Annotated in this window: 21 protein-coding genes; 13 read left to right on the top strand and 8 right to left on the bottom strand. The window is 52.4% G+C overall.

The window, feature by feature from the left end; all coding sequences use genetic code 11:
* Positions 1–26: 26 nt before the first annotated feature.
* The 5 genes from ACKI61_RS12160 (at position 27) to ACKI61_RS12140 (ending at position 4,572) form a co-directional block, all read left to right on the top strand.
* A complete protein-coding gene (locus ACKI61_RS12160; RefSeq protein ID WP_407457956.1) occupies positions 27–281 on the top strand; it encodes a chorismate mutase in 255 nt (84 codons plus the stop codon).
* Positions 278–1,423, top strand: coding sequence for a prephenate dehydrogenase/arogenate dehydrogenase family protein (locus tag ACKI61_RS12155; protein ID WP_407457955.1), 1,146 nt, complete (start codon positions 278–280; stop codon positions 1,421–1,423). Before ACKI61_RS12160 ends, ACKI61_RS12155 begins: the two co-directional genes overlap by 4 nt.
* A complete protein-coding gene (locus ACKI61_RS12150; protein WP_407457954.1) occupies positions 1,423–2,793 on the top strand; it encodes a 3-phosphoshikimate 1-carboxyvinyltransferase in 1,371 nt (456 codons plus the stop codon). The genes ACKI61_RS12155 and ACKI61_RS12150 overlap by 1 nt, the downstream gene beginning before the upstream one ends.
* 1 nt (position 2,794) lies before the next feature.
* The gene (locus ACKI61_RS12145; protein ID WP_407457953.1) at positions 2,795–3,688 is read left to right on the top strand and encodes an NAD(+)/NADH kinase; all 894 of its coding nucleotides are present in this window, start codon (positions 2,795–2,797) and stop codon (positions 3,686–3,688) included.
* A 77-nt stretch (positions 3,689–3,765) separates the two neighbouring features.
* Positions 3,766–4,572: a hypothetical protein gene (locus ACKI61_RS12140; RefSeq protein ID WP_407457952.1), complete on the top strand. Its 807-nt coding sequence runs from the start codon at positions 3,766–3,768 to the stop codon at positions 4,570–4,572.
* Between the two features lie 54 nt (positions 4,573–4,626).
* Here ACKI61_RS12140 and ffh read toward each other — a convergent pair whose 3' ends face one another.
* A complete protein-coding gene (gene ffh / locus ACKI61_RS12135) occupies positions 4,627–5,991 on the bottom strand; it encodes a signal recognition particle protein (RefSeq protein WP_407457951.1) in 1,365 nt (454 codons plus the stop codon).
* A 183-nt stretch (positions 5,992–6,174) separates the two neighbouring features.
* Here ffh and ACKI61_RS12130 point away from each other — a divergent pair, with 183 nt between their 5' ends.
* Genes ACKI61_RS12130 through ACKI61_RS12115 form a run of 4 tightly spaced genes read left to right on the top strand, consistent with a single transcriptional unit; the run spans position 6,175 to position 10,554 of the window.
* Entirely contained in the window at positions 6,175–7,515 is a 1,341-nt protein-coding gene (locus ACKI61_RS12130) for an alpha/beta fold hydrolase (protein WP_407457950.1), read from the top strand.
* A gap of 33 nt (positions 7,516–7,548) precedes the next feature.
* A complete protein-coding gene (locus ACKI61_RS12125; RefSeq protein ID WP_407457949.1) occupies positions 7,549–8,730 on the top strand; it encodes a hypothetical protein in 1,182 nt (393 codons plus the stop codon).
* A gap of 8 nt (positions 8,731–8,738) precedes the next feature.
* On the top strand, positions 8,739–9,092 hold the full coding sequence (locus ACKI61_RS12120; protein WP_073057889.1) for a MetQ/NlpA family ABC transporter substrate-binding protein: 354 nt from the start codon (positions 8,739–8,741) through the stop codon (positions 9,090–9,092).
* Between the two features lie 43 nt (positions 9,093–9,135).
* Positions 9,136–10,554 (top strand): MATE family efflux transporter, encoded by a 1,419-nt coding sequence (locus ACKI61_RS12115; RefSeq protein WP_407457948.1) that lies wholly within the window; start codon positions 9,136–9,138, stop codon positions 10,552–10,554.
* Between the two features lie 2 nt (positions 10,555–10,556).
* On the opposite strand, the gene ACKI61_RS12110 is transcribed toward ACKI61_RS12115, so the two are convergent.
* Genes ACKI61_RS12110 through ACKI61_RS12095 form a run of 4 tightly spaced genes read right to left on the bottom strand, consistent with a single transcriptional unit; the run spans position 10,557 to position 14,919 of the window.
* A complete protein-coding gene (locus ACKI61_RS12110; RefSeq protein ID WP_407457947.1) occupies positions 10,557–11,327 on the bottom strand; it encodes a prohibitin family protein in 771 nt (256 codons plus the stop codon).
* A gap of 53 nt (positions 11,328–11,380) precedes the next feature.
* Positions 11,381–12,385: a flagellin lysine-N-methylase gene (gene fliB, locus ACKI61_RS12105; protein WP_407457946.1), complete on the bottom strand. Its 1,005-nt coding sequence runs from the start codon at positions 12,383–12,385 to the stop codon at positions 11,381–11,383.
* Positions 12,382–13,941 (bottom strand): NfeD family protein, encoded by a 1,560-nt coding sequence (locus ACKI61_RS12100; RefSeq protein WP_407457945.1) that lies wholly within the window; start codon positions 13,939–13,941, stop codon positions 12,382–12,384. Before ACKI61_RS12100 ends, fliB begins: the two co-directional genes overlap by 4 nt.
* 15 nt (positions 13,942–13,956) lie before the next feature.
* Positions 13,957–14,919 carry a GNAT family N-acetyltransferase gene (locus ACKI61_RS12095; protein ID WP_407457944.1) on the bottom strand — a complete coding sequence of 321 codons (963 nt, stop codon included), beginning with the start codon at positions 14,917–14,919 and terminating at the stop codon, positions 13,957–13,959.
* A 63-nt stretch (positions 14,920–14,982) separates the two neighbouring features.
* Between ACKI61_RS12095 and ACKI61_RS12090 the strand changes: the two genes are divergently transcribed.
* Genes ACKI61_RS12090 through ACKI61_RS12080 form a run of 3 tightly spaced genes read left to right on the top strand, consistent with a single transcriptional unit; the run spans position 14,983 to position 18,386 of the window.
* The gene (locus ACKI61_RS12090) at positions 14,983–16,122 is read left to right on the top strand and encodes a DegT/DnrJ/EryC1/StrS family aminotransferase (protein WP_407457943.1); all 1,140 of its coding nucleotides are present in this window, start codon (positions 14,983–14,985) and stop codon (positions 16,120–16,122) included.
* A 45-nt stretch (positions 16,123–16,167) separates the two neighbouring features.
* The gene (locus ACKI61_RS12085; RefSeq protein WP_407457942.1) at positions 16,168–17,436 is read left to right on the top strand and encodes an O-antigen translocase; all 1,269 of its coding nucleotides are present in this window, start codon (positions 16,168–16,170) and stop codon (positions 17,434–17,436) included.
* Complete coding sequence (locus ACKI61_RS12080) at positions 17,421–18,386, top strand: glycosyltransferase family 2 protein (RefSeq protein WP_407457941.1); 966 nt, start codon at positions 17,421–17,423, stop codon at positions 18,384–18,386. Before ACKI61_RS12085 ends, ACKI61_RS12080 begins: the two co-directional genes overlap by 16 nt.
* A gap of 43 nt (positions 18,387–18,429) precedes the next feature.
* On the opposite strand, the gene ACKI61_RS12075 is transcribed toward ACKI61_RS12080, so the two are convergent.
* The 3 genes from ACKI61_RS12075 to ACKI61_RS12065 are packed head-to-tail and all read right to left on the bottom strand — an operon-like array spanning position 18,430 to position 20,681.
* On the bottom strand, positions 18,430–19,182 hold the full coding sequence (locus tag ACKI61_RS12075) for a glycosyltransferase (RefSeq protein ID WP_407457940.1): 753 nt from the start codon (positions 19,180–19,182) through the stop codon (positions 18,430–18,432).
* Positions 19,179–20,138, bottom strand: a complete 960-nt coding sequence (locus ACKI61_RS12070; RefSeq protein WP_407457939.1) for a glycosyltransferase family 2 protein — start codon at positions 20,136–20,138, stop codon at positions 19,179–19,181. The genes ACKI61_RS12075 and ACKI61_RS12070 overlap by 4 nt, the downstream gene beginning before the upstream one ends.
* Before the next feature lie 36 nt (positions 20,139–20,174).
* On the bottom strand, positions 20,175–20,681 hold the full coding sequence (locus ACKI61_RS12065) for a hypothetical protein (protein ID WP_407457938.1): 507 nt from the start codon (positions 20,679–20,681) through the stop codon (positions 20,175–20,177).
* 123 nt (positions 20,682–20,804) lie between these two features.
* On the opposite strand from ACKI61_RS12065, the gene ACKI61_RS12060 reads away from it, so the two are divergent.
* On the top strand, positions 20,805–21,348 hold a 544-nt coding region (locus tag ACKI61_RS12060), incomplete at its 3' end, for a hypothetical protein (RefSeq protein ID WP_407457937.1).

Below are 21,348 nucleotides of genomic sequence, written 5' to 3'. Positions count from 1 at the left end.
CGAGCCTTTTTTCTAAATTCATTACTATGAATATTGAAGACTGGCGTAAGCGTATTGACGAACTGAATGATGAACTGATCGCCCTTTTGAACAAGAGGGCGACTTACGCCACGGAGATTGGTAAGCTCAAGAAACAGCTGGGGCTTCCGGTCTTTGACGCGACGCGCGAACAGGCGGTTCTCGAAAAGGTGTCTTCCTTGACAAAGGGCCCGCTCACGCCGGAATCGATCAAGAATATTTTCCAGGTCATTATGCAGGAAACCCGGAAGGTGGAGGAATGATGCGAATCACCTTCGTTGGCTTTGGACTTTTGGCAAGCTCCGTTGCCGCCGCTATCAAGCAGGCGAAATTGCCTACGGTGGTGCGTGCGGTGAGCAGCCCCGCTACGCTTGTTCGTGCCAAGGAACTCGGCCTTGCCGACGAATGCTTTGGCTACGATGACATCAAGGACTGGGTGAACGGCTCCGATATGATTTTGCTTTGCGCCCCGATTCTGCATATTTTAAAGACTATCGAGAACTTGTCGCAGATGGACCTGTCGACACTTCCTGCAGAAAAGCAGATTCTGGTGAGCGACATCGGGAGCACCAAGGTGGAAATCTGCAAGGCAGGTTCCAAGCTCCCCAAGCCGTTCGTGTTCGTGGGTAGCCACCCGATGGCAGGCTCCGAAAAGCGCACGCTCGAATACAACGACCCTTCGATTTTTGAAAATGCCTATTGGTTCGTTTGCCCGCCCGAAGACGTGGACGAATCGGCCTACAAGCCGCTCTTGGACTTGATTTCTTTCGTGGGTGCCAATGCGGTTGTTTTTCCGCCGGAACACCACGACCGCACCATGGGTTGGGTGTCCCACATGCCGCAGATGCTTTCTTCGACGCTTGCAGCGAGCATGCCCGAACGCCTGGTGAAGCCCAATTACCAGCATTATGCGGGTCGCGCCTTTAGGGACATGACGCGCATTGCCGCCTCTGGTTGGAACATGTGGCACGACATTGCGGTCACCAACCGCGACCAGACGGTGCTGGCGCTTAAGGACGTGCGTGCGGGTCTCGACAAGACGATTGCCGCGATGGAAAACTTGCAGGTGGTAAGCGATGGTCGCCCCGCTGCCGATGACCGTTCCAGAGACTTGGAAACGGTGTTCAGGGCCGGTAACGAGGGCCGTGCGAGCCTGTTTGCTCCCGGTCGCAACGCCGCTGCAGCCTTTTCCGAAATTACGGTACCGCTTAAGGATGTGCCGGGCGCATTGCTGCAGGTGCTCTCGCCGCTTGCCGAAAGCGAATTGAACATTCGCGACATAGAACTGATGAAGGTCCGCGAAAATATTGCGGGCACGCTTCTGCTTGCTTTCAAGACCCCCGACGAGGCCCGCCGCGCCATGCAGATTTTGAATCAGCTTGGCTACGACGTAAAGGAACGCTGATGGATTTTGTGTTGAACCCCGACCGCGAACGCATGGAGCTTGCGCTGGTGATGGCGCTGCTCGTGAACGGCCGCACCGTTTTTGAAGATTTTTCCTTTGCCGCCGGTGTAGAACCTTTTGCTGAAGCTCTCAAGGAATTCGGGCTTTCCTATGTGCAGCAAGGACACCAGCTGGTGCTTGAAGGCAAGGGCTTCCAGTATGCGCTCCCGAACATGCTCCCGATGGATTTGAGCGAAGCTCGCTCTGTGATGCTCTGGACGCTAGCCTCCAAGGATGTGGAACTGATTTATACCTTCGCCGCTGAAAATGATGAATCGGGCATTGCGAAGGTGGAAAACGCCAAGGAACTTTTGCAGAAGTATTTCAAGGTGAAACCCCTCACCGATGAACCGGCGAAATTCACCTTCACTTTTGCCGCCGAAGAACCTGCAATTAAGAAGGATTCTCTCGGGAACATCTCGACGGTGATGCGCAACCGCCTGCTGTTGCGGACGCTGATCCGCGGCGAATACTTGTCGTTTGAAGAAAAGGGCTCGGTTCACGACCAGTGGACCAAGATGCTCATGTACTTTGGCGTCTCGCTCAAGTACGAGTCGCGCGGTATGGAACAGCTTACGGAGCTGGAACGCCGCATGATGATGGCGCGCGGGCAGAAGATTGAACGCACGCAGTTTACCGAAATCTCGGAAACCCAGGTGATTACGGGCCGCGACTACTATGTTCCGGGCGATACCACCGAGGCGATGGCGCTGGTGCTCTTGACGACAATTGCGGGTATTCCGAAGAATACTGAAGTCGCGCTTAAGAATGTGGATTTGAACAGCTCCCGTGCGGGAGCTCTCACATGCCTGAAACGCATGGGTGGAAACTTCGAGACGGTGAGCCGCCGCGAAAGGTTCGGCGATGTCTATGGTGACGTGATGGTGTATCCGCTTGCATCGGGCAAGCGCCTGCAGGGTAGGCGTTTTTCTGAAGATACCATTGCGACGGGAATCGAGGAATATCCGTTCTTGGCGGTGGCCGCCTGCTTTGCCGAAGGTGAAACTATTCTGCGAATTCCCAAGGAGCTCCGCAAGGAAATGCGCCCCATCAACGAATCGCTCGCCGAGAACTTGCGAAAGACGGGCGCCGAAGTGGGCGTCTACGACGATGGCCTAGTGATTCGCGGACTTGAAACGATTGTGAACGGAAGTGACTTCGACGGGGGAGATGTGCCGCAGAACGGCCTTGCCCTGTCGGTGCTTTCGGTTGCGCTTGGAAACGACGAGCCGGTGGCGAATTCCGAATTGGTGGAATCGACATACCCGGGCGTCTTGCAGAAGTTGAAACAGCTGCTTGAACAGGCGACAGCGAAACCGGAGGAAAGCTAATATGAAAAAAGGCGATATCCGTTTTCGGACGATTGGCATCGTGGGCTGGAAGGACAAGAATCCGGACCTAGCTCTTGCCCTCGACATGATTTCTACGTGGGCGGACGAACATCCGCAGGTGACGTTCTGCGTGTTGAACAATCTGAAGGATTTGGTGCGCAAGCCTATCAAGATTGTCAAGGAAAATGCGCTTTGCAAGTCGGACTTGCTCTTGGCCATCGGCGGCGACGGCACGGTGCTTTCGGCGGCGCACATGGCGCTCGGGCACGACACGCCCATCCTGGGCGTGAACGCGGGTCGAGTCGGATTCCTGGCGGAAAGCCGTGTGGAAGGTCTTACTCAGACTTTGGATAGTTTACTTGCGGGCGACTTTTCGACCCGCGAGCGCATGATGATCGAAGCGGTGGTGTACCACGGCAAGAAACAGGTCGCCAAACAGACCGTGCTGAACGAAGTCCATGTTCGTGCGCACGCGCCCGAGCGCATGGTGAATGTGACCGTGGCATATAACGGAACTGCCCTGACGGACTACTGGGCGGATTCCTTGCTCGTGTCGACGCCGACAGGTTCCACTGCCTACAATCTTGCAGCAGGTGGCCCGATCATTCACCCCGCGACTCCTGCGGTGGTGCTGACTCCAGTGGCGCCGGGGAGCCTTTCGGTGCGTCCGCTGGTGCTGTCGCTTTCGTCCAAGAAGCTTGAGATGAAATCTGCGGTCGACCGTCCGCTGGATTTGGTCTTCGATGGCCGCACCACGGTGGTGCTCAAGCCGGGTGATGTGGTGACCCTTGCCGAAAGCAAGTTGGTGACGACTTTTATCCGCATGCGCCATACGGGTTTTGTCGGTGCTCTCCGCGAAAAGCTTGGCTGGACGGGCAAACCGAGGCAGGTGTAAATTAATGAGCAATGAAAAATGAGTGATGAAAAATGAAGGTAAATAAAATCACATTTGCTTTAGCATGTTTTTTCTGCATGATTTTTTTATTGCTTGCAGGCTGTGCCGGTAGCCAGGGTGGCGACGATGCTTCGGGCGATGCGAGCATGAAAGATGCTCCCTGCCAGGAATGCGGCACCCGCGGCGATATCGAACTGAAAATTAGCGACGAAAAGTCTTATCGCGAGTGGAACAAGAAGGCCTATAGCCGCATGGATTCTTCGGCGGTGTGGGGCGTGTTCCCGGCGCTTTCGGTCAAGGCCGACCGCCCCGAAAAATGCAAGTTCTGCCACAGCTACAGCGCCGACGCTCTCGACTTCGACCTGGCCCGCGTCGAAGATTCCCTGATGGTCAAGGCATTCCCCAAGATGCGCCGCGAGCTCATGCTCCCGGGCATGCGTCTCCCTGATGCGGATTCTTCGTATCTCGACAGCTTGTCTTTCATGCTACTGGAATCTGTCTTTGCTGATGGCAAAAAACTTAGCGACATGAGCCCGTGGCTGGAACGCGACGGGATAGAACAGGATATTTCTCGCGAACTTTCGAAGGATTTCAAGAACTTGCTGAATGCGCTCGCGAGCCGCTACGAACTGCGCTACGTATCGATTCCCGTCGTATTGAATGTGCGCATGGACACAGACCTCGGCAAGAGCGGTGGCTACACTTGGCAGATACTCTGGACGCTGTGGGATGCTCGCTACGGAGAACTCGTGTTCCTGGTGTATTCTGAATTTACCGCTGCGACCACGAGCCGCGTGGCTCCCGAAAAAGAATGGGCGGAACCTTTCGCGTCCCGCCTCTGGAAAATGCTTTCTACAGATTTAAGCAAGCTTGAGAATCACTAAAGCGATTTATTAAAGCAAAAGCCCGCGCGGTTCGTTGACTGGCGGGCTTCGTTTTTATTTTTTCTTCTTTTTCTTCTTGTCTTTAGGCGGCGTGTAGTTGGAACCCACGGCACCGCCATTGTTCTGCTTGCGTGCCATGTCGCCAACTTTCTTGAACATTTCCTTCATGGTCTCGTACTGCTTGAGCACGGCGTTCACACGACCGATTTCGGTGCCGGAACCCTTTGCCACGCGTGCCTTGCGGCTGCCGTCCAGAATGTCGGGCTTCTTTCTTTCCTTGGGCGTCATGGAGCTGAGTACCGCTTCCACGTAAACCAGTTCCTTTTCGTCAATCTGGTCGATAGGGAGCTTGTTCAGGCCCGGAATCAGGCTTAGAATGTCCTTGATGCGGCCGAGCTTCTTGATGGTACGCAGCTGGTTCAAGAAGTCGTTCAGGTCGAAGGTGTTGTTGAGAATTTTCTTCTTCAGGTCCTTCGCATCTTTTTCGTCGATGACCTGCTGAGCGCGTTCTACGAGTGTCACCACATCGCCCATGCCAAGTATTCGGCTCGCCATGCGGTCGGGGTGGAACAGTTCAATGTCCGAAAGTTTTTCGCCGACACCGATAAAGCAGATGGGCACGCCCGTCATCTTCTTGATGCTGAGCGCTGCACCGCCGCGGGTGTCGCCATCCATCTTCGAAAGGCAAACGCCGGTAAACGAAAGGCGCTGCCAGAAGGTTTCAGCCACGTTCACCGCTTCCTGACCGATCATAGCATCTGCCACGAACAGGATTTCGTCGGGGTGGACCGCTTCCTTCGCCTTTTCGAGTTCCTGCATCAGCTCTTCGTCAATTTGCAGGCGGCCTGCGGTATCGTAGATGACTAAGTCAAAACCGTTGTCCTTCGCGTACTGGTAACCGTGCTTGATGATTTCGACCGGATTGCCCTGGCCTTCGTCGTAAACGGGAATGCCGATGGACTTGCCGAGCACCTGCAGCTGCTTGATTGCGGCGGGGCGGTACACGTCGGCGGCCACCAGGAGCGGCTTTCGCTTTTTCTTGCTACGCATCCAGAGGGCAATTTTGCCGGCGAAGGTCGTCTTACCCGAACCTTGCAGGCCTGCCATCATGATGCCCACCGGAGCGGGGCCCGACAGGTTGATTTCCTTTGTTTCGCCGCCCATCACGGCCACGAGTTCGTCGTGGATGATTTTCACAATCTGTTGGCCGGGGGTCACCGAGGTAAGCACTTCGGAGCCCAGGGCCTTTTCCTTGACGGCCTTCACGAAGTCGCGGGTCACGTTGAAGTTTACGTCGGCTTCGAGGAACGCACGACGCACTTCGCGCAGCGATTCGGCGACGTTTTCTTCGGTGAGCTTGCCCTGCCCGCGCAGGTTCTTGAGGGTAGATTCTAGAGAGTCGGTCAGCTGTGAAAACATAGTGGGTCAAATATAGTAATTTCTTGCTTGGACTTTGAATTTGAGGTAAGCCGTTTGCTCACGATAAAATGAACTTGTTATAGAAAAGAGCTATCAATTGCCATGAAAAAATAGTATTGGACGTAAACCTCCGTAAAATCTAATATTGAGCCCGATTTAAAACCAATACAAACGGAGGCTTCAATGACAATTCATAATAATTTTGCTTTATTCTCGGCAGCAATTCTTGCTTCTACACTTTTCTTTGCCGCCTGCTCTGATGATTCTAGTAGCGCCCCCGAAGAAAAAACATCTCACGAAGAAGAAACTTCCCACGAAGAGCACCATGGCCATCATATGGAAGAACTTAGCGCCGGCGACCTGACGCTTGGAGATGAAGATATTCAAGATGGATTCATTTTCTTGCAAGATACAACAATCAATGGTGTGCTGACGGTTTCTACGACAACGCCAGGTGCAACGGTCCTAAAGAATGTCAAGGTGACCGGAAATTTGCTCATCAAGCGTTCTGGCCGTGTCGATTTTTCTGGAAGTGCCGATGTTGTTCATGTGGGGAGCAGCAATACAGATGTCTATGCCTTTGAAGATGAAGCTCAGGTGAACGGGCATCATTTTATGGGCAAGAACAATACCTTTACGACAAAGAGCTTTGCCGAATACCAGAATGTCGACTGGACAGAAAAATCGGTTGACCTTGCAACGGGAATACATTTGGCCTATACAGTGACGGGTGATGAAAAGGGAACTCCGGTCGTATTGATTCACGGACTTACCGATGGTCGAGTTTCTTGGTCGCAGGTGGCACCGTCGCTTGCCAAAAAAGGCTATCGCGTTTATGTACCCGAATACCGCGGCAACGGAAAAACTGACAAGCCGATTGATGAATCTTCGTATTCCGTTGCTGAACTTGCAAGCGATATAGCAGCCTTTGTCGAAAAACTTGGCCTGAAAAAAGTTCACATTGTGGGACATTCGCTTGGAGCCTTTATTGCTCAGGAATTATCCATCACGAACGCAGAAATTGTTTCTTCAATCACCTTGATTGGCTCGGGCGCTTCGGTCGACAAGAAAAATGCCACGCTGGATTGGCTTGTGAACGGTACCGACGATGAATCGTTCGATGGCATTTATGCATACGATTCGACCCAGAAACTCCCCGAGAGCTTTATTCAGGCGTGGGGCTACAGCACGAATCCGGATAAGGATTTTCAGGCCGCCAATCTGGAACACCTGAAACAAGTTCCCTACTATGTGTGGAAATACCTGGTCAAGAATCTATTGAAAATTGATAATACCAAGCGTCTTTCTTCGATTGAGACCGATGTTCAAATCATATGGGGTACTAAAGATGCCTTGTTCGACAGCGAATCTCAGAAGACTTTGCAAAAGGGACTTTCTGGAGCAAAAAGTGTTGTGTTCCACGAAGTCGAAGGTGCCGACCACAATACCCATTGGGGCTCTGCCGAAGACGTGAAAACGGTAACAGGTTATATCGACGAATTTATTAAGAGTTTGAAAAAGTAACAAGTTGCGTTACGGGTGCCAGAATTTATTTGTATGAATAAACGAATGTTACTATATGTCCTTCTATTAGTCGGCTTGTCGCTTGCCTTTGAGCGTCCTAAGCTGGACCTTTCGGGAATGATTATGGTTCACGCTTATGCCGACTGGAATACTGATGAATCGAACGTCGTGCATCGTTATGAATCAATGCTGGACTTGGATTTCGATGTCCGTTTTAACGATCGTTGGTCTGCATGGCTCGAAATTGAAGCGATGGGAATGGCGATGGATGGAATGGAAGAGATGGAAGGCATGGATATGGGCGATGACGCAACCATGGATCCTGTGCACCCGACTGTCGTTTTTAACGGAGCCTATGTTCAATATGCACCTTCGGAACGCTTGGCTTTTCGTATTGGCGATTTAAATTATTTCGAAGGTCTGTTCAAAAATTATTATGATTTTGGCGACCCTCGGGACGATGCTGCGGGCATAAGGCAAAAGTCTATTCGCGGCGTTGAATTCTTGTGGAATGGCTTGCAACTCAATGTCGGCTTTGGTAGCGGAAGTAACGACCAAAGTTGCTATTACCACTATATGTTCGGCGAATACATGGGAATGGATTGCAAAGAAGGCCTTACGTACGAAATTCATGCCGCTTACGATTTTGAAATTGCAGGCCAGGTATTTCGCCCTTATGCCGATTACAAAAGCTATCAGCGAAAGGATTTTAATGAACTTTATGCTGGGCTAGATATTTCGCTTTCGTCGGAACATTTTGCCTTGCATGGATTATACGGTTATCATTCGGTCTTCTTGGCTAGCGATGATGCGGTATCGAATCATGTATTCTTGGCTGAACCGTCGTTTGAATTTTCGAGATTTTGCATCATAGGTTCTCTGTTCTATGCGGTTATCGATGACCCGGAACGTACATTCTTGGAAATGACAACTCGTCCGGAATACTTTTTTGTAGCGGTAGAACCGAGCGTAGCCTTGCTGGAATCCTTAAGTATCGGTATCCCTCTTGAATACCATACGAATACTTTAGAAAAAGATGAAGATTTGCAATCGTGGCGCGTCGGTGGACGGTTCTACTTTAATGTTCCCAGTTACAAAATAAATATTATCTCGATGGTTCTTGCCGATATCCCTGACGATAAAGATTGGCCGTCCGAAGGCAATAAAAACGATCCTTCTCTGATTTTTGGCGTCGAAGTTATGTTTGATTTCTAGGGTGGACTATGAAGAAAATACTTTTATTATGTGCTTTATTAAGTTCTTTTGCTGCGGCTCGATTTGACTGTTGCGCCCGTAAGCATGCAACCCTCAAAAAAGAAGTGACTGCAGTGACCGTGACGGTGGGCGTCGTAAACGCAGAAGATGAATCAACGCTGAAAAAAGTGTCGGCTTCGCTTTCTAGCGAAGGAATCCAACTCCAGGTAAAAAAGTTGGGCGACCAGGGCAAGGCATCCGAAGCGCTTTCAAACGGGCTTGTCGATGCCCTGTATACAGGTAGCCTCCAGGTTCGCCCTGATACCGAAAAGAAAGAAGTCCTTTCAACCTTAAAAAAGAAACTTGAAAGTGCTGCTCGATAGAAACTTGCATAAATTGTAAAAATTTCTATATTTGTCGCCCAATATGGTCGACGCGATACTCAATAAGTTCTACAGACCGTCTAAATTCAAGAAAAACGGTGATGTAAAGGATGTGCTCGTAGTGGCACTTCCCATGCTCATGTCGATGTCTTTCGACACAATCATGACATTTATCGATCGCCTGTTCCTTTCGAAGCTTGGCCCTGCTGAAATGAATGCGGCCCTTGGAGCGGGGGCGGTGCAACTTGCGCTCACCATGTTCTTTACCGGTGCCATCAGCTACACGACGGCGATGGTGGCGCAGCGCCTGGGGGGCAAAAAACGCTGGGATTGTGGTCGCGTGTTTATGCAGGCGGTTTACCTGTCGCTGATTTCGGTGCCGCTACTGTATTTGACTATTCCGCTAGGCCATTTTGTGTTTGGAATGGAACATTTGCCGGCAGACCAACTGCAGTACCAGAAGACTTACTTTAACATTCTGATGTTTGGCGGCATCATTAACCTGGTGCGCAATGCGGCTCCGTGTTTCTTTAGCGGTATCGGCGAAACCAAGATCGTGATGAAGGCAGCCTTTGCCGGCATGATTGTGAATGTCGTCTGCAACTTCTTCTTGATTTACGGCTTTGGCCCGATTCCTGCTTTGGGCGTGGCGGGTGCTGCTTATGGCACCTTGATCGGGAACCTGGTCTCGACGGTGATCTTGTTCGCGAAATTTTTCGGCAAGAGCTGCCACAAGCGTTTTCGTACCCGTTATGCGTTTGCTTTTAGCTGGCCCTTGACCAAGGAACTTCTGCAGAAGGGAATTCCTTCGGGTGTCGAAATGTGCCTGAACATGGCGGCGTTCCAGCTATTGATTCTCATGTTCCATGCGCTCGGGCCCGAGGCGGCCACGGCGTCTTCGGTCATGTTCAACTGGGACATGGTGGCTTACGTTCCGCTGATGGGCCTTGAAGTGGCGTCTACGAGTCTTGTGGGGCGTTACGTGGGCGCCCGTGACGGTGCCGCGGCATCGCGTTCGACTTATTCCGGACTCAAGCTCGGTTGGGGATATTCCTTGCTGATGGGCATTTTCTTTATCTTCTTGCCAGGTATACTCACGGACATCTTTAAGCCCGATGCGGCTGAAGCCTCTGCCGAGGCGCTGGCGATTTTCGCTGCGGCGCGGCCCATGAGCATTTTCATGCTGCGGATTGCGACCTTCTACATTTTCGTGGAAGTCTTGCTTGTGATTTATGCGGGTGCGCTTCGCGGTGCGGGCGATACCGTGTGGGTGATGTTTACCTGCGCTATCATGAACTGGTGTGTTGCGGGGGCGCTCTACGTTGCCGCGTACATGTTCCACCTGCCGGCACATTTTGCTTGGATTGCCGTTGTCGCCGTATATGGAACAGCGCCGCTAATTTTCTGGCGGCGCTGGAAAAGCGGGAAGTGGCGTAAACATGTGCTCGATACCGAGCGGTAGTTTTACTGCATGTTGATCATCGGGATGACCTTGTCGTTCCCGTTCACCTGCGGAAGCTTTCCGTCCCACTTCTCGATCCACTTGAGCATCAGGTATTCCTTGCCGTTCTGCTTCTTGAGCGCTTCCATCTGGAGGGCAATCACGGCGGAGTCTGCCTTGGCTTTCGCGACGCGCTGTTCGTTCTGGTAGTCCATCTTGATCTTGATGTTCTTTTCCTTGAGGGCTTCCTGCTCCTGCACCTGCTTGGCCTCGATGGCCTCGTTGAATGCGCGACTGAACAGGAATTCGGTGATGGTGAAGCCGTCGATGATGATATGCGCGCCCGCGGAATCGAGCTTGGCCTTGAGTGCTGATTCCATGCGGCTGCGGATTTCTTCGCGTTTCTGGAGCATCTCTTCGGGGACGTACTGTGGCGTGATGCCTGTGATGGTTTCCTTGATCTTGGGCTGGAGAATCGTAGAAACATAGCGGGTGCCGTACTTGGAGTAAATCTTGTCGACATTCAGCGGATCAACGTGGTAGTTCACGTTCGTGCCCACGTAGACGGTCTGTAGGTCCTTGGAGCCGGATTCAATCTTGACGGTTTCGAGCTGTGTGCTGACCGGGATGCGGACGACTTCCTTGGTGATGATGTTGTAGAAGTTGAGGCCGGGCTCGAACGTCTCGCTGTACTTGCCGAACTGGAGAACGACGCCGCGTTCCGTTTCGTCAATCTGTGCGCAGCCGAAAAAGGTGAATGCGGCCACAAGTCCCAAGATGAAGCTCTTTTTCATGTTGATGTCCTTTTTGGTTGTACTTGATACAATATACAAATGTACCGCAAGTTCTATTCTTCTGCGCCTTCTAGCGCGCGTTCCAGCAGCACCATGTTTTCCTCGGCGTATTCCAGCTGCCTTGATAGAATCTTGATGGCATCGATCTTGACTTGCTTTGACTGCGCTTCATCGGCGGGGTTTGCGTCGAGTGTTCCGGCGAGTTCCCTCGTAAAGAACCGCACTACATTCCAGAAGAATACGGGGAACAGTCGCTTGCCCTGTTCGAAACCTTCGAAGAGACACTTGGCGTAGTGGCGGTAGGTCAGGTAGGCGAGCAGCCTTCTGCTCTCGTTTTCCGAAAAGAATCCTTGGTCTGTGACGGGCGCCGCACGCCCATTGGGTTTTAAGGGAGCCTTGATGCGGAGTTGGATTCGTGCGAGCGCCTCGTCCCAGGCGGGGCCGAAGCTGACTGTCTTTTCAAGGAGCTCCAGGTAGGCTTCCGCATTTTCAAGCGGCGCAAACGGGTATTCGCTCGAACAGCCGAAGGCGTTGTAGAGCTTTTCGCTTAAAGGTGCCGAATCGTCCGCCAGAAACTTGAAAATTTGCTCGCGCTCGTAGAGCACCTCGTTTCGGATTTCCTCGTCGTCCTCGCCGAGTTCGTCTTCGGGTTCATCGATTTCTTCAGAAACAAGCTGCAGCGCCCCTTCGCCTTCGAGCAGAAGCCTTGTTGCTTCTTCGCAGCAGAGCCCGAGTCCGCGTTCCATGATGTCTCCGTAGACTTCTACAAAGCGCGGATGTTCGCGGCAGATGTCGCAGAGCGACCCTTCGCCCAGCTGCTGGTAGATTTCGCAGAGGTTGTCCTTGTCTAGGAAAGGGCAACGGTCGTGGGGGAGCAACTTGAAATGTCCGTCGACGATGTTTTCGCGGAGCCTGTCGCCGAAAGCCCCCGCCACTTTGCGGTATGCCTCTTGCGATGGCTTGTCCACGTCGATTTCCCAGCCGACGCAGCAGGTGTCGCTGCACCGCGAAGCGGTGCATTTGAATTTGTCGTAAAAGTCTGGCTTTATAAGGATCATTCGTCTAGTACAACCCAGATGTGGCCTTCCTGCACGGATTCCACCTTGACCTTCTGGCCGGCTTCGATAATTTCGCCGTGAGTCTGCACGTCAAAAAGCTTGGTGCTTCCGTCTGTCATACCGAAGCTTGCCTGGCCGACGGGACGGAGGAAAGTCTTTGCAGTTCCAATGTCGCCAATGGATACTGTTTCGACGGCTTCGGTCGGCGATGCCGCGGTTTCAAGGTCGGTCTTGAGCATCGGAGTCCATCCTTCGGGGAGTAGCGGAATCAGGTACTTGCTTGCGGCGATCGGGAACACGAGCGCTATTGCTGCACAACACAACATGTATAGCAGCCCCAAGAGCCAGGGAGTCGCGTCGAAGGTCGTCTCGATGGCTTCGGGAACGTATTCGGGCATCTCCGAGGGCTCGAACGAAAGTGCCAAGGCGAGAATCATGCACACGATGCCGCCGATTCCAAATAGGAACGTTCCTGGCATCACAAAGATTTCGACTAGGAACAGCGCTACGCCTGCAACGAGCAGAATGGCCGGAATGTAGCCGTCGAGCTGCGGTGCGAACTGCCCGAGGAATACGATGCCAATCAAGATGATGCCGATGATGCCGAAGAGCCCAAATCCCGGCGTCTTGAATTCAATGTAGAGCGCGCCGAAACCAAGAATCAGGAGCAGTCCCGAAATGGCAGCGATTGCCGATGCGATGTCTTCTCCGAGAGTCGTCTCAACTTCGCTTCTGCTTTCGATGGCAAGAGCCGTCTCAAAATCTTCGCGGTCCTTGAAGGTTCCCTTCGAAAATCCGAGTTCCATGGCTTCCTTGTCGGTCATGGTCAAAAGTTCGCCTTCCTTGACAAGGATCTTGGGAGTGCCCCAGAAGCTCTTTTCGGCGCTGTCGAGGACGTCGTATTTCAGTCCTTCGATGATAAGCGTCGTGTCGCGTTCCGTTTTCTTGCCCTTGTCGAGAGTGGCGGTGAGTTCCAGAATTTCAAGCTCCGGCGTCACAAATGCCGAACTTAGAAGTTCTGGGTAGCCGTTTCTTTGGGCCAGGTTCCTGAACTTCGCACGCAGCGGGGACTGAATCTTTTCGCCGATGATTTGCGGAGTGCCGTCGCCGCCCTGCACAATGGGGGCGCAGTCACCGATGGTGGTCGCTTCGAGCATGTAGAGCTTCTGACAGGCAAGTGCAATGAGCGAGCCTGCGCTGATAGCCTTCTTTTTCACGAGTGCGATGGTCGTTGGTCCCTTGATGGCCATGATGGTGTCCACCAGGTCGAATGCCGCGTCGAGCCGTCCACCGAAGGTGTTGATCTCGAACACGATGTAGTCCGGATTTTCTTTCAGGGCATCATCGATGGCGCGTGCACAGAAGTCGAACATGGTCGGTTCCACGTCGCCTTCCAACTTGATCCATACGGCATGTTTCTTTTCTAGGCTGTCCTTTGCGGCTTGGCTGGGAACATCTCTGGCGCTGACAGAGTCCTTGACGGTCTGAGTGGTGTCTGCGACGGCAAATGCCGCAAAAAGCATCAGGACAGATAAAATTTGAGTGAGCAGTTTCATCGTTTTACCCATGGTTTAAAAAGTTTTTTCGTAACGGGCGTTCACGCAGGGGAGCGCTCCGAATGTTTCCTTGAACCGGTAAAGGTTCTCGTTTAGGTAGTCGCCGCCGTCTTCGGTTGAAATTCCCCAGGAGAATTTCACGAATCCCTTCTGGGCGGCTTCCCGCATGGCGTTCACGAAAAGGGCCGTCGTCGCGTTTGTCTCGCGTCGGGAATCGTCTGGGGCGAGGTACTGGAAGTGGAACGCCTTCGCCTGTTTAAATGCAAAGATCATCATGCCCGAAAGGTATATGCCGTCTTGCCAAATGCCCCGGAACAGGATTTCTTCGGGGAATCTCTCCTTGAGTTCGCGGAGTTCCGAGAGCGTGTGCACCGGCTTGGTGTTGTGGCGCGCCTTGGAAAGCTCTAGGCACCTGTAGAATGTTTCCATTTCTGCGTCGGGGATTTCGCCGTAGGTCAGGTTCAGCTTTTCGGACTGCCTAAAGTTGTGTCGACACTCCCGCTTACAGTTTTCAAGTGGGTCGGCCTCTTTGCAGAGGGGTGTCCAGCAGCTGAGTTCCGTGTGCCGGCTGTAGCCCTTGTGTTCCAGTGCATAGTCTAGCAGGTCGGTCGGAGCCGTTGCAAAAAGGGCTGCAGTGGGCTTTAGACGCGAACCTTTGAAGTTTTCTACCAGGTGTTGGTCGATTGCCCCGATGATTTCAAGAATCTTTGCGCCTGAATAAAAGTCTTTCGAGATGATGGGCCCGCCAAAGGTGGATCCCTGGTGCGAAATAAATTTGCCGTCGATGTTGCATCCGGGAACCGTCGCGACAATAATGCCGCTTTTTTCCACAAAGAACGATGCGTCTACAAAGCGCCCTTCGGGGTGGTAGTTCAGGAATTTGCGCGTCTGCAGAAAAGTCCCGTTCACGGATTCTTCCATGACAAAGTGGTCCCACCGGGATTCTTTTTTTGCGCTATAGGGCAATATTTCGTACATATCAAGAAAATAGTAAAACTTCTAGGGAAAAGGCTAAATTCTAATTTACTATTTTCATAAATAATGTTGCAGGTCCCTTTTTATTCGCTAGATTACGTGGAACGTGATTTGGGCTCGTCGCTGGGCGAGTCTGTCGATGCGGTTCTCAAATCGAACTGGTATATCCGTGGTACCCGTTGTACGGCTTTTGAAGAATCCTTTGCGGCCTATTGTGGCGCAAACGCGTGTGTCGGTGTCGGTAACGGACTCGATGCCTTAACGCTGATGCTCCGTGCTGAAATCGTTCTCGGTCGCCTTGCCATAGGCGATGAAATTATTGTTCCTGCGAACACCTTTGTGGCGACTGTCCTTGCAGTGTGTGCGGCGGGACTTGTTCCGGTTCTGGTGGAACCCGACCGCGATACCTGCAACCTGGATGTATCTCGTCTAGAAGCGGCCTGTTCTACAAAGACCCGCGGCATTTTGGCGGTTCACCTGTACGGTCGCCTAGCCGACATGCCTGCGATAGGTGAGTTTGCGAAGTCGAGGGACCTGCTCGTGTTTGAAGATGCGGCCCAAGCTCACGGAGCTGTTTTAGACGATAGAAACCTCATTGCGAGCGAAGCGAAGCAATCTAATGCGGCGGCGTACAGCTTTTACCCGACGAAAAACCTCGGCGCCATGGGCGACGGGGGTGCGGTCGTTACCGACGACCTGGAGCTTGCCCAGGTGATAAGGGCGCTTTCCAATTACGGCTCCATTGAAAAGTATGTGAATCGGTATGTGGGCGTGAATTCTCGCCTCGATGAAATTCAGGCGGCCATTTTGCTTGCAAAGCTTCCGCATCTCAACGAGTGGAACAGCCGCCGTCAAGAAATTGCCGCTCGCTACTGCGCCGAAATAAAGAATCCGCTGGTGCGCCTGACAAATGTTCCCGAGAATCCGCAGTCGCACGTGTGGCATGTGTTCCCGGTGTTCTGCGAACGCCGCGACGAATTACAGAAGTTCCTCAAGGACCGTGGTATCGATTCGCTAATCCATTACCCCATCCCGCCGCACCTGCAAGAGGCTTTTGCGGGGGCGCTCTCGCGTGGAGAACTCCGCCACGGCCCGCTTCCGATTGCCGAAGAGCTCGCCTGCACGGAACTCAGCATTCCGATGGGGCCCGGCATGACCGACGAACAAGTCGCCCATGTCATTGAATCCATTAACATTTTTGTCTGACGTCATTGCGAGCGTAGCGAAGCAATCTATAGAAGAAGTCTAACGATGTCCTCCAATTTGAAATTTGCGAAACTTTTTGCGGGCTCCAGTGCAGTCACCCTGTTCAACGCGCTCCGCGCTTTTGCCATCAACAAGCTGCTTGCCATCTTCTTGCCGCCGGCGATGTTTGCCTGTGTAGGCCAGTTCCTCAACTTGATGACGATTGGCCAGGCGACCTCTTCTTTGGCGATGCAGAACGGTTGGACTGCGTTGACTGCGCAAAATAAGGACAACCATGAAAAGTTGCTTGGCATCTGGCGCGGTGGCATTCGGCTGACGACTTTTGCAAGCCTTTTCACATTTGTGGTTGCACTGGTGTTCTGCTTTGCGGCTCCGCTGCAGGTTCTTTTGCCGGGAATCCCGACGCGCCTTGCACAGGCGGCCATTCTTTTTGCCTTGCCCGGAATTTTTGCGATGAACATCATCACCATCACGGCGGCGGTCATGAACGGCCTTGGCGAAAACCGCAAGTGGGCGACCATCAACATTGTTGCATCCATTTGGCAGGTGCTGTGGGTGGCTTTCTTCTTGTATACGGGGCATCTTTCGGTGCTCTCTATTATTGCAACCCAGTCGGTGGTAGCAGCCATCTTTGCTATCCAGATGGCTAGCCGCGCCGGTTTTAGCGTGCGTAAGATTTGGAAGACTGCTCTCGATACGCGCGGCCCGTGGTTCTCGTACGTGATGATGGGTCTTGTCCCGATGGTGGCAACGCCTTTGGTGCTCACCTTCATCCGAACGGTTGTCGGTACCCATTTCGGCGGCGATGCGGCGGGCATCTGGCAGAGCGTCTGGAAAATATCCGATTTTCTCTTCATGGCGATGTCGGCCATCTTGACGGTCATCTTGTTGCCGCGAGTGTCGCCCCAAATGACCCGCAGTGAATTCTTTAAGATGTTCCATCCGCTGCTGCTCCGCATCATGGGTATTTCTCTAGTCATGGTGGTGGCACTTTACTTGGGCCGCGGTCTCTTGGTTCAGCTGCTCTTTTCGTCGGCGTACATGGGCGCGGTTGACTATTTGCCGATTCAGCTGGTGGGAGATTTCTTCAGGGCGGGCGGCTTTGCGCTTGCGCTTGTGCTCATCGCCCGTGCCGAAACGGTCAAGTTCCTGGTGATTGAAATAGGTTCGGAATTGCTGCTTGCCACTGGGGCGTATGTCGGTATCTGCCTGTTTGAATTTAACGGCCCCATGATGGCGTACGCCTTTGAAAACTTCGTGTACATGGTGGTGCTTTATGTCGTTGTGCGGAGGCTCAAGTGGAATACTCCATAACGAACATGTTTGCCGAAAAGATGACCGAGAACGTCTATGTGAAGGCCTTTGCCCAGGGCGAAGAAACGGAACAGCGTGAACTTGCGCCCCTTGTTTCGGTGCTGCTGGCTAGCTACAATCATGAAAAGTTTGTTGAGGCGGCGGTGCGTTCCGTGATGTCTCAGAAAGGCGTCTCGTTTGAACTCATCGTCGTTGACGACGGCAGCTCCGACAGTTCTCCGCAAATCCTGGAACGCCTGCAGAAGGAATTCCGCTTCCAGTATGTGCACCGCGAAAACAAGGGGCTTGTGCCGACGATGAACGAACTGCTCTCGATGGCGAAGGGCAAGTATTTCTGTTCGCTCGCCTCCGATGACGTGATGCCGCCGGACCGCCTGCAGATCCAGAGCAGTTATATGGAGGCAAACCGCAGCAAGCCCGTCTGCTTTGGCCAGGTAATTCGGATGGATGCCGAAGGAAATCTCGACAGCGCCCCTGATCCGCGGTACACTTCGGCGGTTCCCGAGGTGACCTTCGCCGACATTTTCCTCGGCAAGAAGGAGCTTCACGGCTGCACCGAGATGATCGAGTGCGAAACTTTCCGCGCCATGGGCGGCTACAGCGAAGAATTCGTCATCGAAGACCTGCAGATGATGCTTTCGTTCCTGTACCGCTACGAACCGCTGCCGGTGCTGAATACGGTGTGCTGCTATTACCGCACCCATTCAACGAACATTTCGGGGCATAAGGACTGGCTCTACGAAAATACGCTCAAGGTCTTGGACAAGTACTCTTCGCACAAGCTCTACAAGAAAGCCCGCCGCATCTGGATGTCGCACTGGTTTTCGGCGCTGTGCTATGCCGACAAGAAAGAAGCCCTGCGCAGGTTGCCTGAACTTTGCTCTTTCTCACTGCCGTTCCTCAAGCGTTTCCCGAAGCTGTTCATTCCGCGCTTTTTACTAAAACGATGAGAATGCGTCGTTGCGAGCCCCGTGTGGGCGAAGCAATCTATTCTTAAAAAAGTTTTTTGAAAATTTTCTTCAAGCAGCCCGCGACCCCGAGTGTCTGCAGGTTTGTCCATAGTGCAAGCGGTAATGCGAGCACCTTGGCAATTGGCTGCGGGAACCTTGCAAATAGTGCCTGCCTGCGTTCAATTCCCTTGCGGATCGATTCCGGTCGCCAGCTGCTGCGGAAGTGGTGGATGCAGTAGGTTTTTGCGGTGCTGCGAATTTTTCCGTCGATAAAGCTCTTGGGCGAAAATACGCTTTCGGGCATGATTTGCAGGTCATTGAAATCCTTGAACGACTCGCGCAGAATGTTCGGGAGCACCATCTGGTCTACCATATTTTCGGAGTAGTTGAATTCCTGAGTCCTGTAGAAGTCTAGTGCGACCTTCATCGGGCTGAACCCTGCTTCGCAGCCCATCGTTGCGGCCTCGATTCGCCTGGAACCGTTTTCGTAGCCAAAGAGATAGGGGCGCGTCAACAGGTCGTCAAAGGACTTCAGAATTTCAACGTCGGAGTCCAGGTAAAGTCCGCCTTCGGTATATAGGGCGTAGAGTCGGACGGCGTCGGCGGCGAAAGCCCAATTTTTCTGGGCGAGCGCCTTGTTGACCCAGGGGATATCAAGCGCTTGCGCCTTGTCGAGGTCCCACTTGATCCACTCGAAATCGGGTAAAAACTGGTGCCAGCTGTCAATGCAGCGCTGGATGCTTTCGGGGAAAGGTTCGCCAGAAAACCAACAGTAATGCAACTTCTTGGGAATCATCCGAACCTCCGAACTGCCATTTCGAAGAAGGAGCGACCTCCAAAAGAAATCAGGGCGGCCACCTTGTTGCGTGTGCGGCTGTTGGAATTGAACAGGGCCTCTGCGCGCAAAGCCTTGATGTGCCTCCAGGCTCGGTCGCGGAAGTCCTTGAATTCGTCGGTGTCGGGTGTGCGCATTAGGATACTGCAGCTCGAGCTAAAAAGATTGCTGCGAGCTGCACGCTGGAGTTCTGAGCCCTTGCCTTCTACAAGAGTGCAGATTCTTTCGGCGATGTTCAGCAGTTCTGCTTTCCTGTGGTCATATGCGGTTGCAAGAATGCTACCGCCATGTCTGCGGTTCAGGTAAAGCGGCTCGGGAACGAATGCAATTTTTTTAGCTTCCAAGAGTACTTGCGGAATGCAGTCCATGTCTTCGAAATAGATTCCTGGAGTGAACCTGCGGCTTTGCCAGATTTGGGCATCGTAGAGCTTGCTCCAAGCGGAATAATCGGGACCTTCTTTTTGGTAGAGAGCCCGTTGCAACGCTTTTTCGGGGGAGAGTGCAATCACTTGTGACGTTACTGCAATTCTGTTGTCAATTTCGGATTCTTTCCAGAAAAGTTGCTTGTCGCTGCAGGCAATGCTTGCGTTGTTTTGCTTTGCGGCGTCCCATAGCTTTTGTAGAAAATGGGGTGCCAGCATGTCGTCGCTGTCTACAAATGTAATCCAGTTTCCGCGAGCGGCTTTAATTCCCGTGTTACGGGCTTCGGAAGGTCCCTTGTTTTCTTGCTGTAGGGGGACGATGCGCGAATCTTTCTTTGCAAATCCTTCGATGATAGCGGCACTTTTGTCTGTGGAACCGTCATCGACGGTAATCACCTCAAAGTCGGTAAAAGTCTGTGCCAACACACTGCCCAAGCAATCCCCAAGGAACGGCTCGGTATTGTAAACGGGTATGATGACGCTGACTTCTGGCATGAAAATGTCATGCCCGCGAAGGCGGGCATCTCCTTTCTACGTATTTAAATTCTGGACCACTTCGCCCCACCCCAGCTGCACAATGGCTCCTGCGCGAACCAGGTTTCCCTGGGCGTTTTCGTAGTCCTTGAGGATGTTGCTCCATTCCGCCACGTCGCGGCGCAGCTTGACATCCTTGTGGATGCGCTTGTAGAGCATGTCCTGCTTCCACTGGGCCGCTGCCGAAAGTTTCTGGCAAGAAACGTCAAGGGCGTCAAGGTAGGCGGGAACGGCGTCCAGGAAAGTTTTTTCGAATGGTTTCGCCTTGGATTTCGCCTGCAGCACCAGGTTCTTCTGGTTGATGGTGTTCTTGCGAATTTCGCTCATGAGGCGCACGATGCGCTCAAAGTCCACCTGCGGCCAGAATAGCCTAAACGGCCACATTTTTTTCCAGTGGAATTTGAACATGGACTCGTGCGCGGTGTTTTTGGCACGAATCAGTTCCTTCAAGTTCTCAAAAATGACTTGCGACGGGAGCATTTCCTTTGTTTTTTGATCGCTCATAGGCTGTAATATACTAAAAAAGGGGGATATTTCTGTAAAAATCGCTAAAAATTTCAAAAGTTTGTTTGTTTTTTGTAAATTAGAAAGTAAATTCTATATGCAAAAACTTGCAAAAGGATACTTATGGACAAAAAGAAATTCAAAATTCTGTTGATTGCAGACATCGTGCTCATTATCGGCCTGTTTGCGTTGATGATGGTTCTCAAGGGTGGCTATAACGATCAGGCTCAGAAGTCTGTGAACGAGCAGGTGGGCGCTTACCTCGAAAAATCCAATGGCGTTCTTCAGGAACAGTGGCAGTCCGTGGACCAGTACGGCATGGCTTGGCGGCTGGTTTATGCAACCCTTACGACTGTGAAGACCGAGGATGCTTTCAATGCTGCGGTCAAGGCTATCGAAGGAGATCGCGACGCCCGTTTCAAGCAGCTTTCTTACATGTACGAAGCTGCCGGCATTCCTCCCCAGGCCCAGAATTCCATTTCTGAAAAGGCAGGCCTTGCCGACAAGTTCCTCCTGAAAGATGAAGGTGGCGTCAAGGAAGTGGCTTGCGGTAAGAACTGTGTGATTACCTTCACTTTTGTGAAGGGTAAGCTCAAGTCTAGTGACTACAAGGCTCTTGCTGGTTACAACATGGCTGAAAACTTTAAGCTGGAAGCTCCGGCTCCCT

This window comes from Fibrobacter sp., from assembly GCF_045601785.1.
Classification (GTDB): domain Bacteria; phylum Fibrobacterota; class Fibrobacteria; order Fibrobacterales; family Fibrobacteraceae; genus Fibrobacter.
The sequence above is the reverse complement of the archived record's forward strand: the minus strand, read 5'-3'. Positions and strand labels throughout refer to the sequence as shown.

What these genes read in the sequence shown, in the direction of transcription:
- ACKI61_RS12065 (WP_407457938.1), bottom strand. Translation starts at nt 20,681, where the DNA reads ATGAGCGATCAAAAAACAAAGGAAATGCTCCCGTCGCAAGTCATTTTT.
- ACKI61_RS12155 (WP_407457955.1), top strand. Translation starts at nt 278, where the DNA reads ATGATGCGAATCACCTTCGTTGGCTTTGGACTTTTGGCAAGCTCCGTT.
- ACKI61_RS12130 (WP_407457950.1), top strand. Translation starts at nt 6,175, where the DNA reads ATGACAATTCATAATAATTTTGCTTTATTCTCGGCAGCAATTCTTGCT.
- ACKI61_RS12070 (WP_407457939.1), bottom strand. Translation starts at nt 20,138, where the DNA reads ATGCCAGAAGTCAGCGTCATCATACCCGTTTACAATACCGAGCCGTTC.
- ACKI61_RS12150 (WP_407457954.1), top strand. Translation starts at nt 1,423, where the DNA reads ATGGATTTTGTGTTGAACCCCGACCGCGAACGCATGGAGCTTGCGCTG.
- ACKI61_RS12120 (WP_073057889.1), top strand. Translation starts at nt 8,739, where the DNA reads ATGAAGAAAATACTTTTATTATGTGCTTTATTAAGTTCTTTTGCTGCG.
- ACKI61_RS12095 (WP_407457944.1), bottom strand. Translation starts at nt 14,919, where the DNA reads ATGTACGAAATATTGCCCTATAGCGCAAAAAAAGAATCCCGGTGGGAC.
- ACKI61_RS12100 (WP_407457945.1), bottom strand. Translation starts at nt 13,941, where the DNA reads ATGAAACTGCTCACTCAAATTTTATCTGTCCTGATGCTTTTTGCGGCA.
- ACKI61_RS12160 (WP_407457956.1), top strand. Translation starts at nt 27, where the DNA reads ATGAATATTGAAGACTGGCGTAAGCGTATTGACGAACTGAATGATGAA.
- ffh (WP_407457951.1), bottom strand. Translation starts at nt 5,991, where the DNA reads ATGTTTTCACAGCTGACCGACTCTCTAGAATCTACCCTCAAGAACCTG.
- ACKI61_RS12110 (WP_407457947.1), bottom strand. Translation starts at nt 11,327, where the DNA reads ATGAAAAAGAGCTTCATCTTGGGACTTGTGGCCGCATTCACCTTTTTC.
- ACKI61_RS12145 (WP_407457953.1), top strand. Translation starts at nt 2,795, where the DNA reads ATGAAAAAAGGCGATATCCGTTTTCGGACGATTGGCATCGTGGGCTGG.
- fliB (WP_407457946.1), bottom strand. Translation starts at nt 12,385, where the DNA reads ATGATCCTTATAAAGCCAGACTTTTACGACAAATTCAAATGCACCGCT.
- ACKI61_RS12115 (WP_407457948.1), top strand. Translation starts at nt 9,136, where the DNA reads ATGGTCGACGCGATACTCAATAAGTTCTACAGACCGTCTAAATTCAAG.
- ACKI61_RS12125 (WP_407457949.1), top strand. Translation starts at nt 7,549, where the DNA reads ATGAATAAACGAATGTTACTATATGTCCTTCTATTAGTCGGCTTGTCG.
- ACKI61_RS12090 (WP_407457943.1), top strand. Translation starts at nt 14,983, where the DNA reads ATGTTGCAGGTCCCTTTTTATTCGCTAGATTACGTGGAACGTGATTTG.
- ACKI61_RS12075 (WP_407457940.1), bottom strand. Translation starts at nt 19,182, where the DNA reads ATGATTCCCAAGAAGTTGCATTACTGTTGGTTTTCTGGCGAACCTTTC.
- ACKI61_RS12140 (WP_407457952.1), top strand. Translation starts at nt 3,766, where the DNA reads ATGATTTTTTTATTGCTTGCAGGCTGTGCCGGTAGCCAGGGTGGCGAC.
- ACKI61_RS12085 (WP_407457942.1), top strand. Translation starts at nt 16,168, where the DNA reads ATGTCCTCCAATTTGAAATTTGCGAAACTTTTTGCGGGCTCCAGTGCA.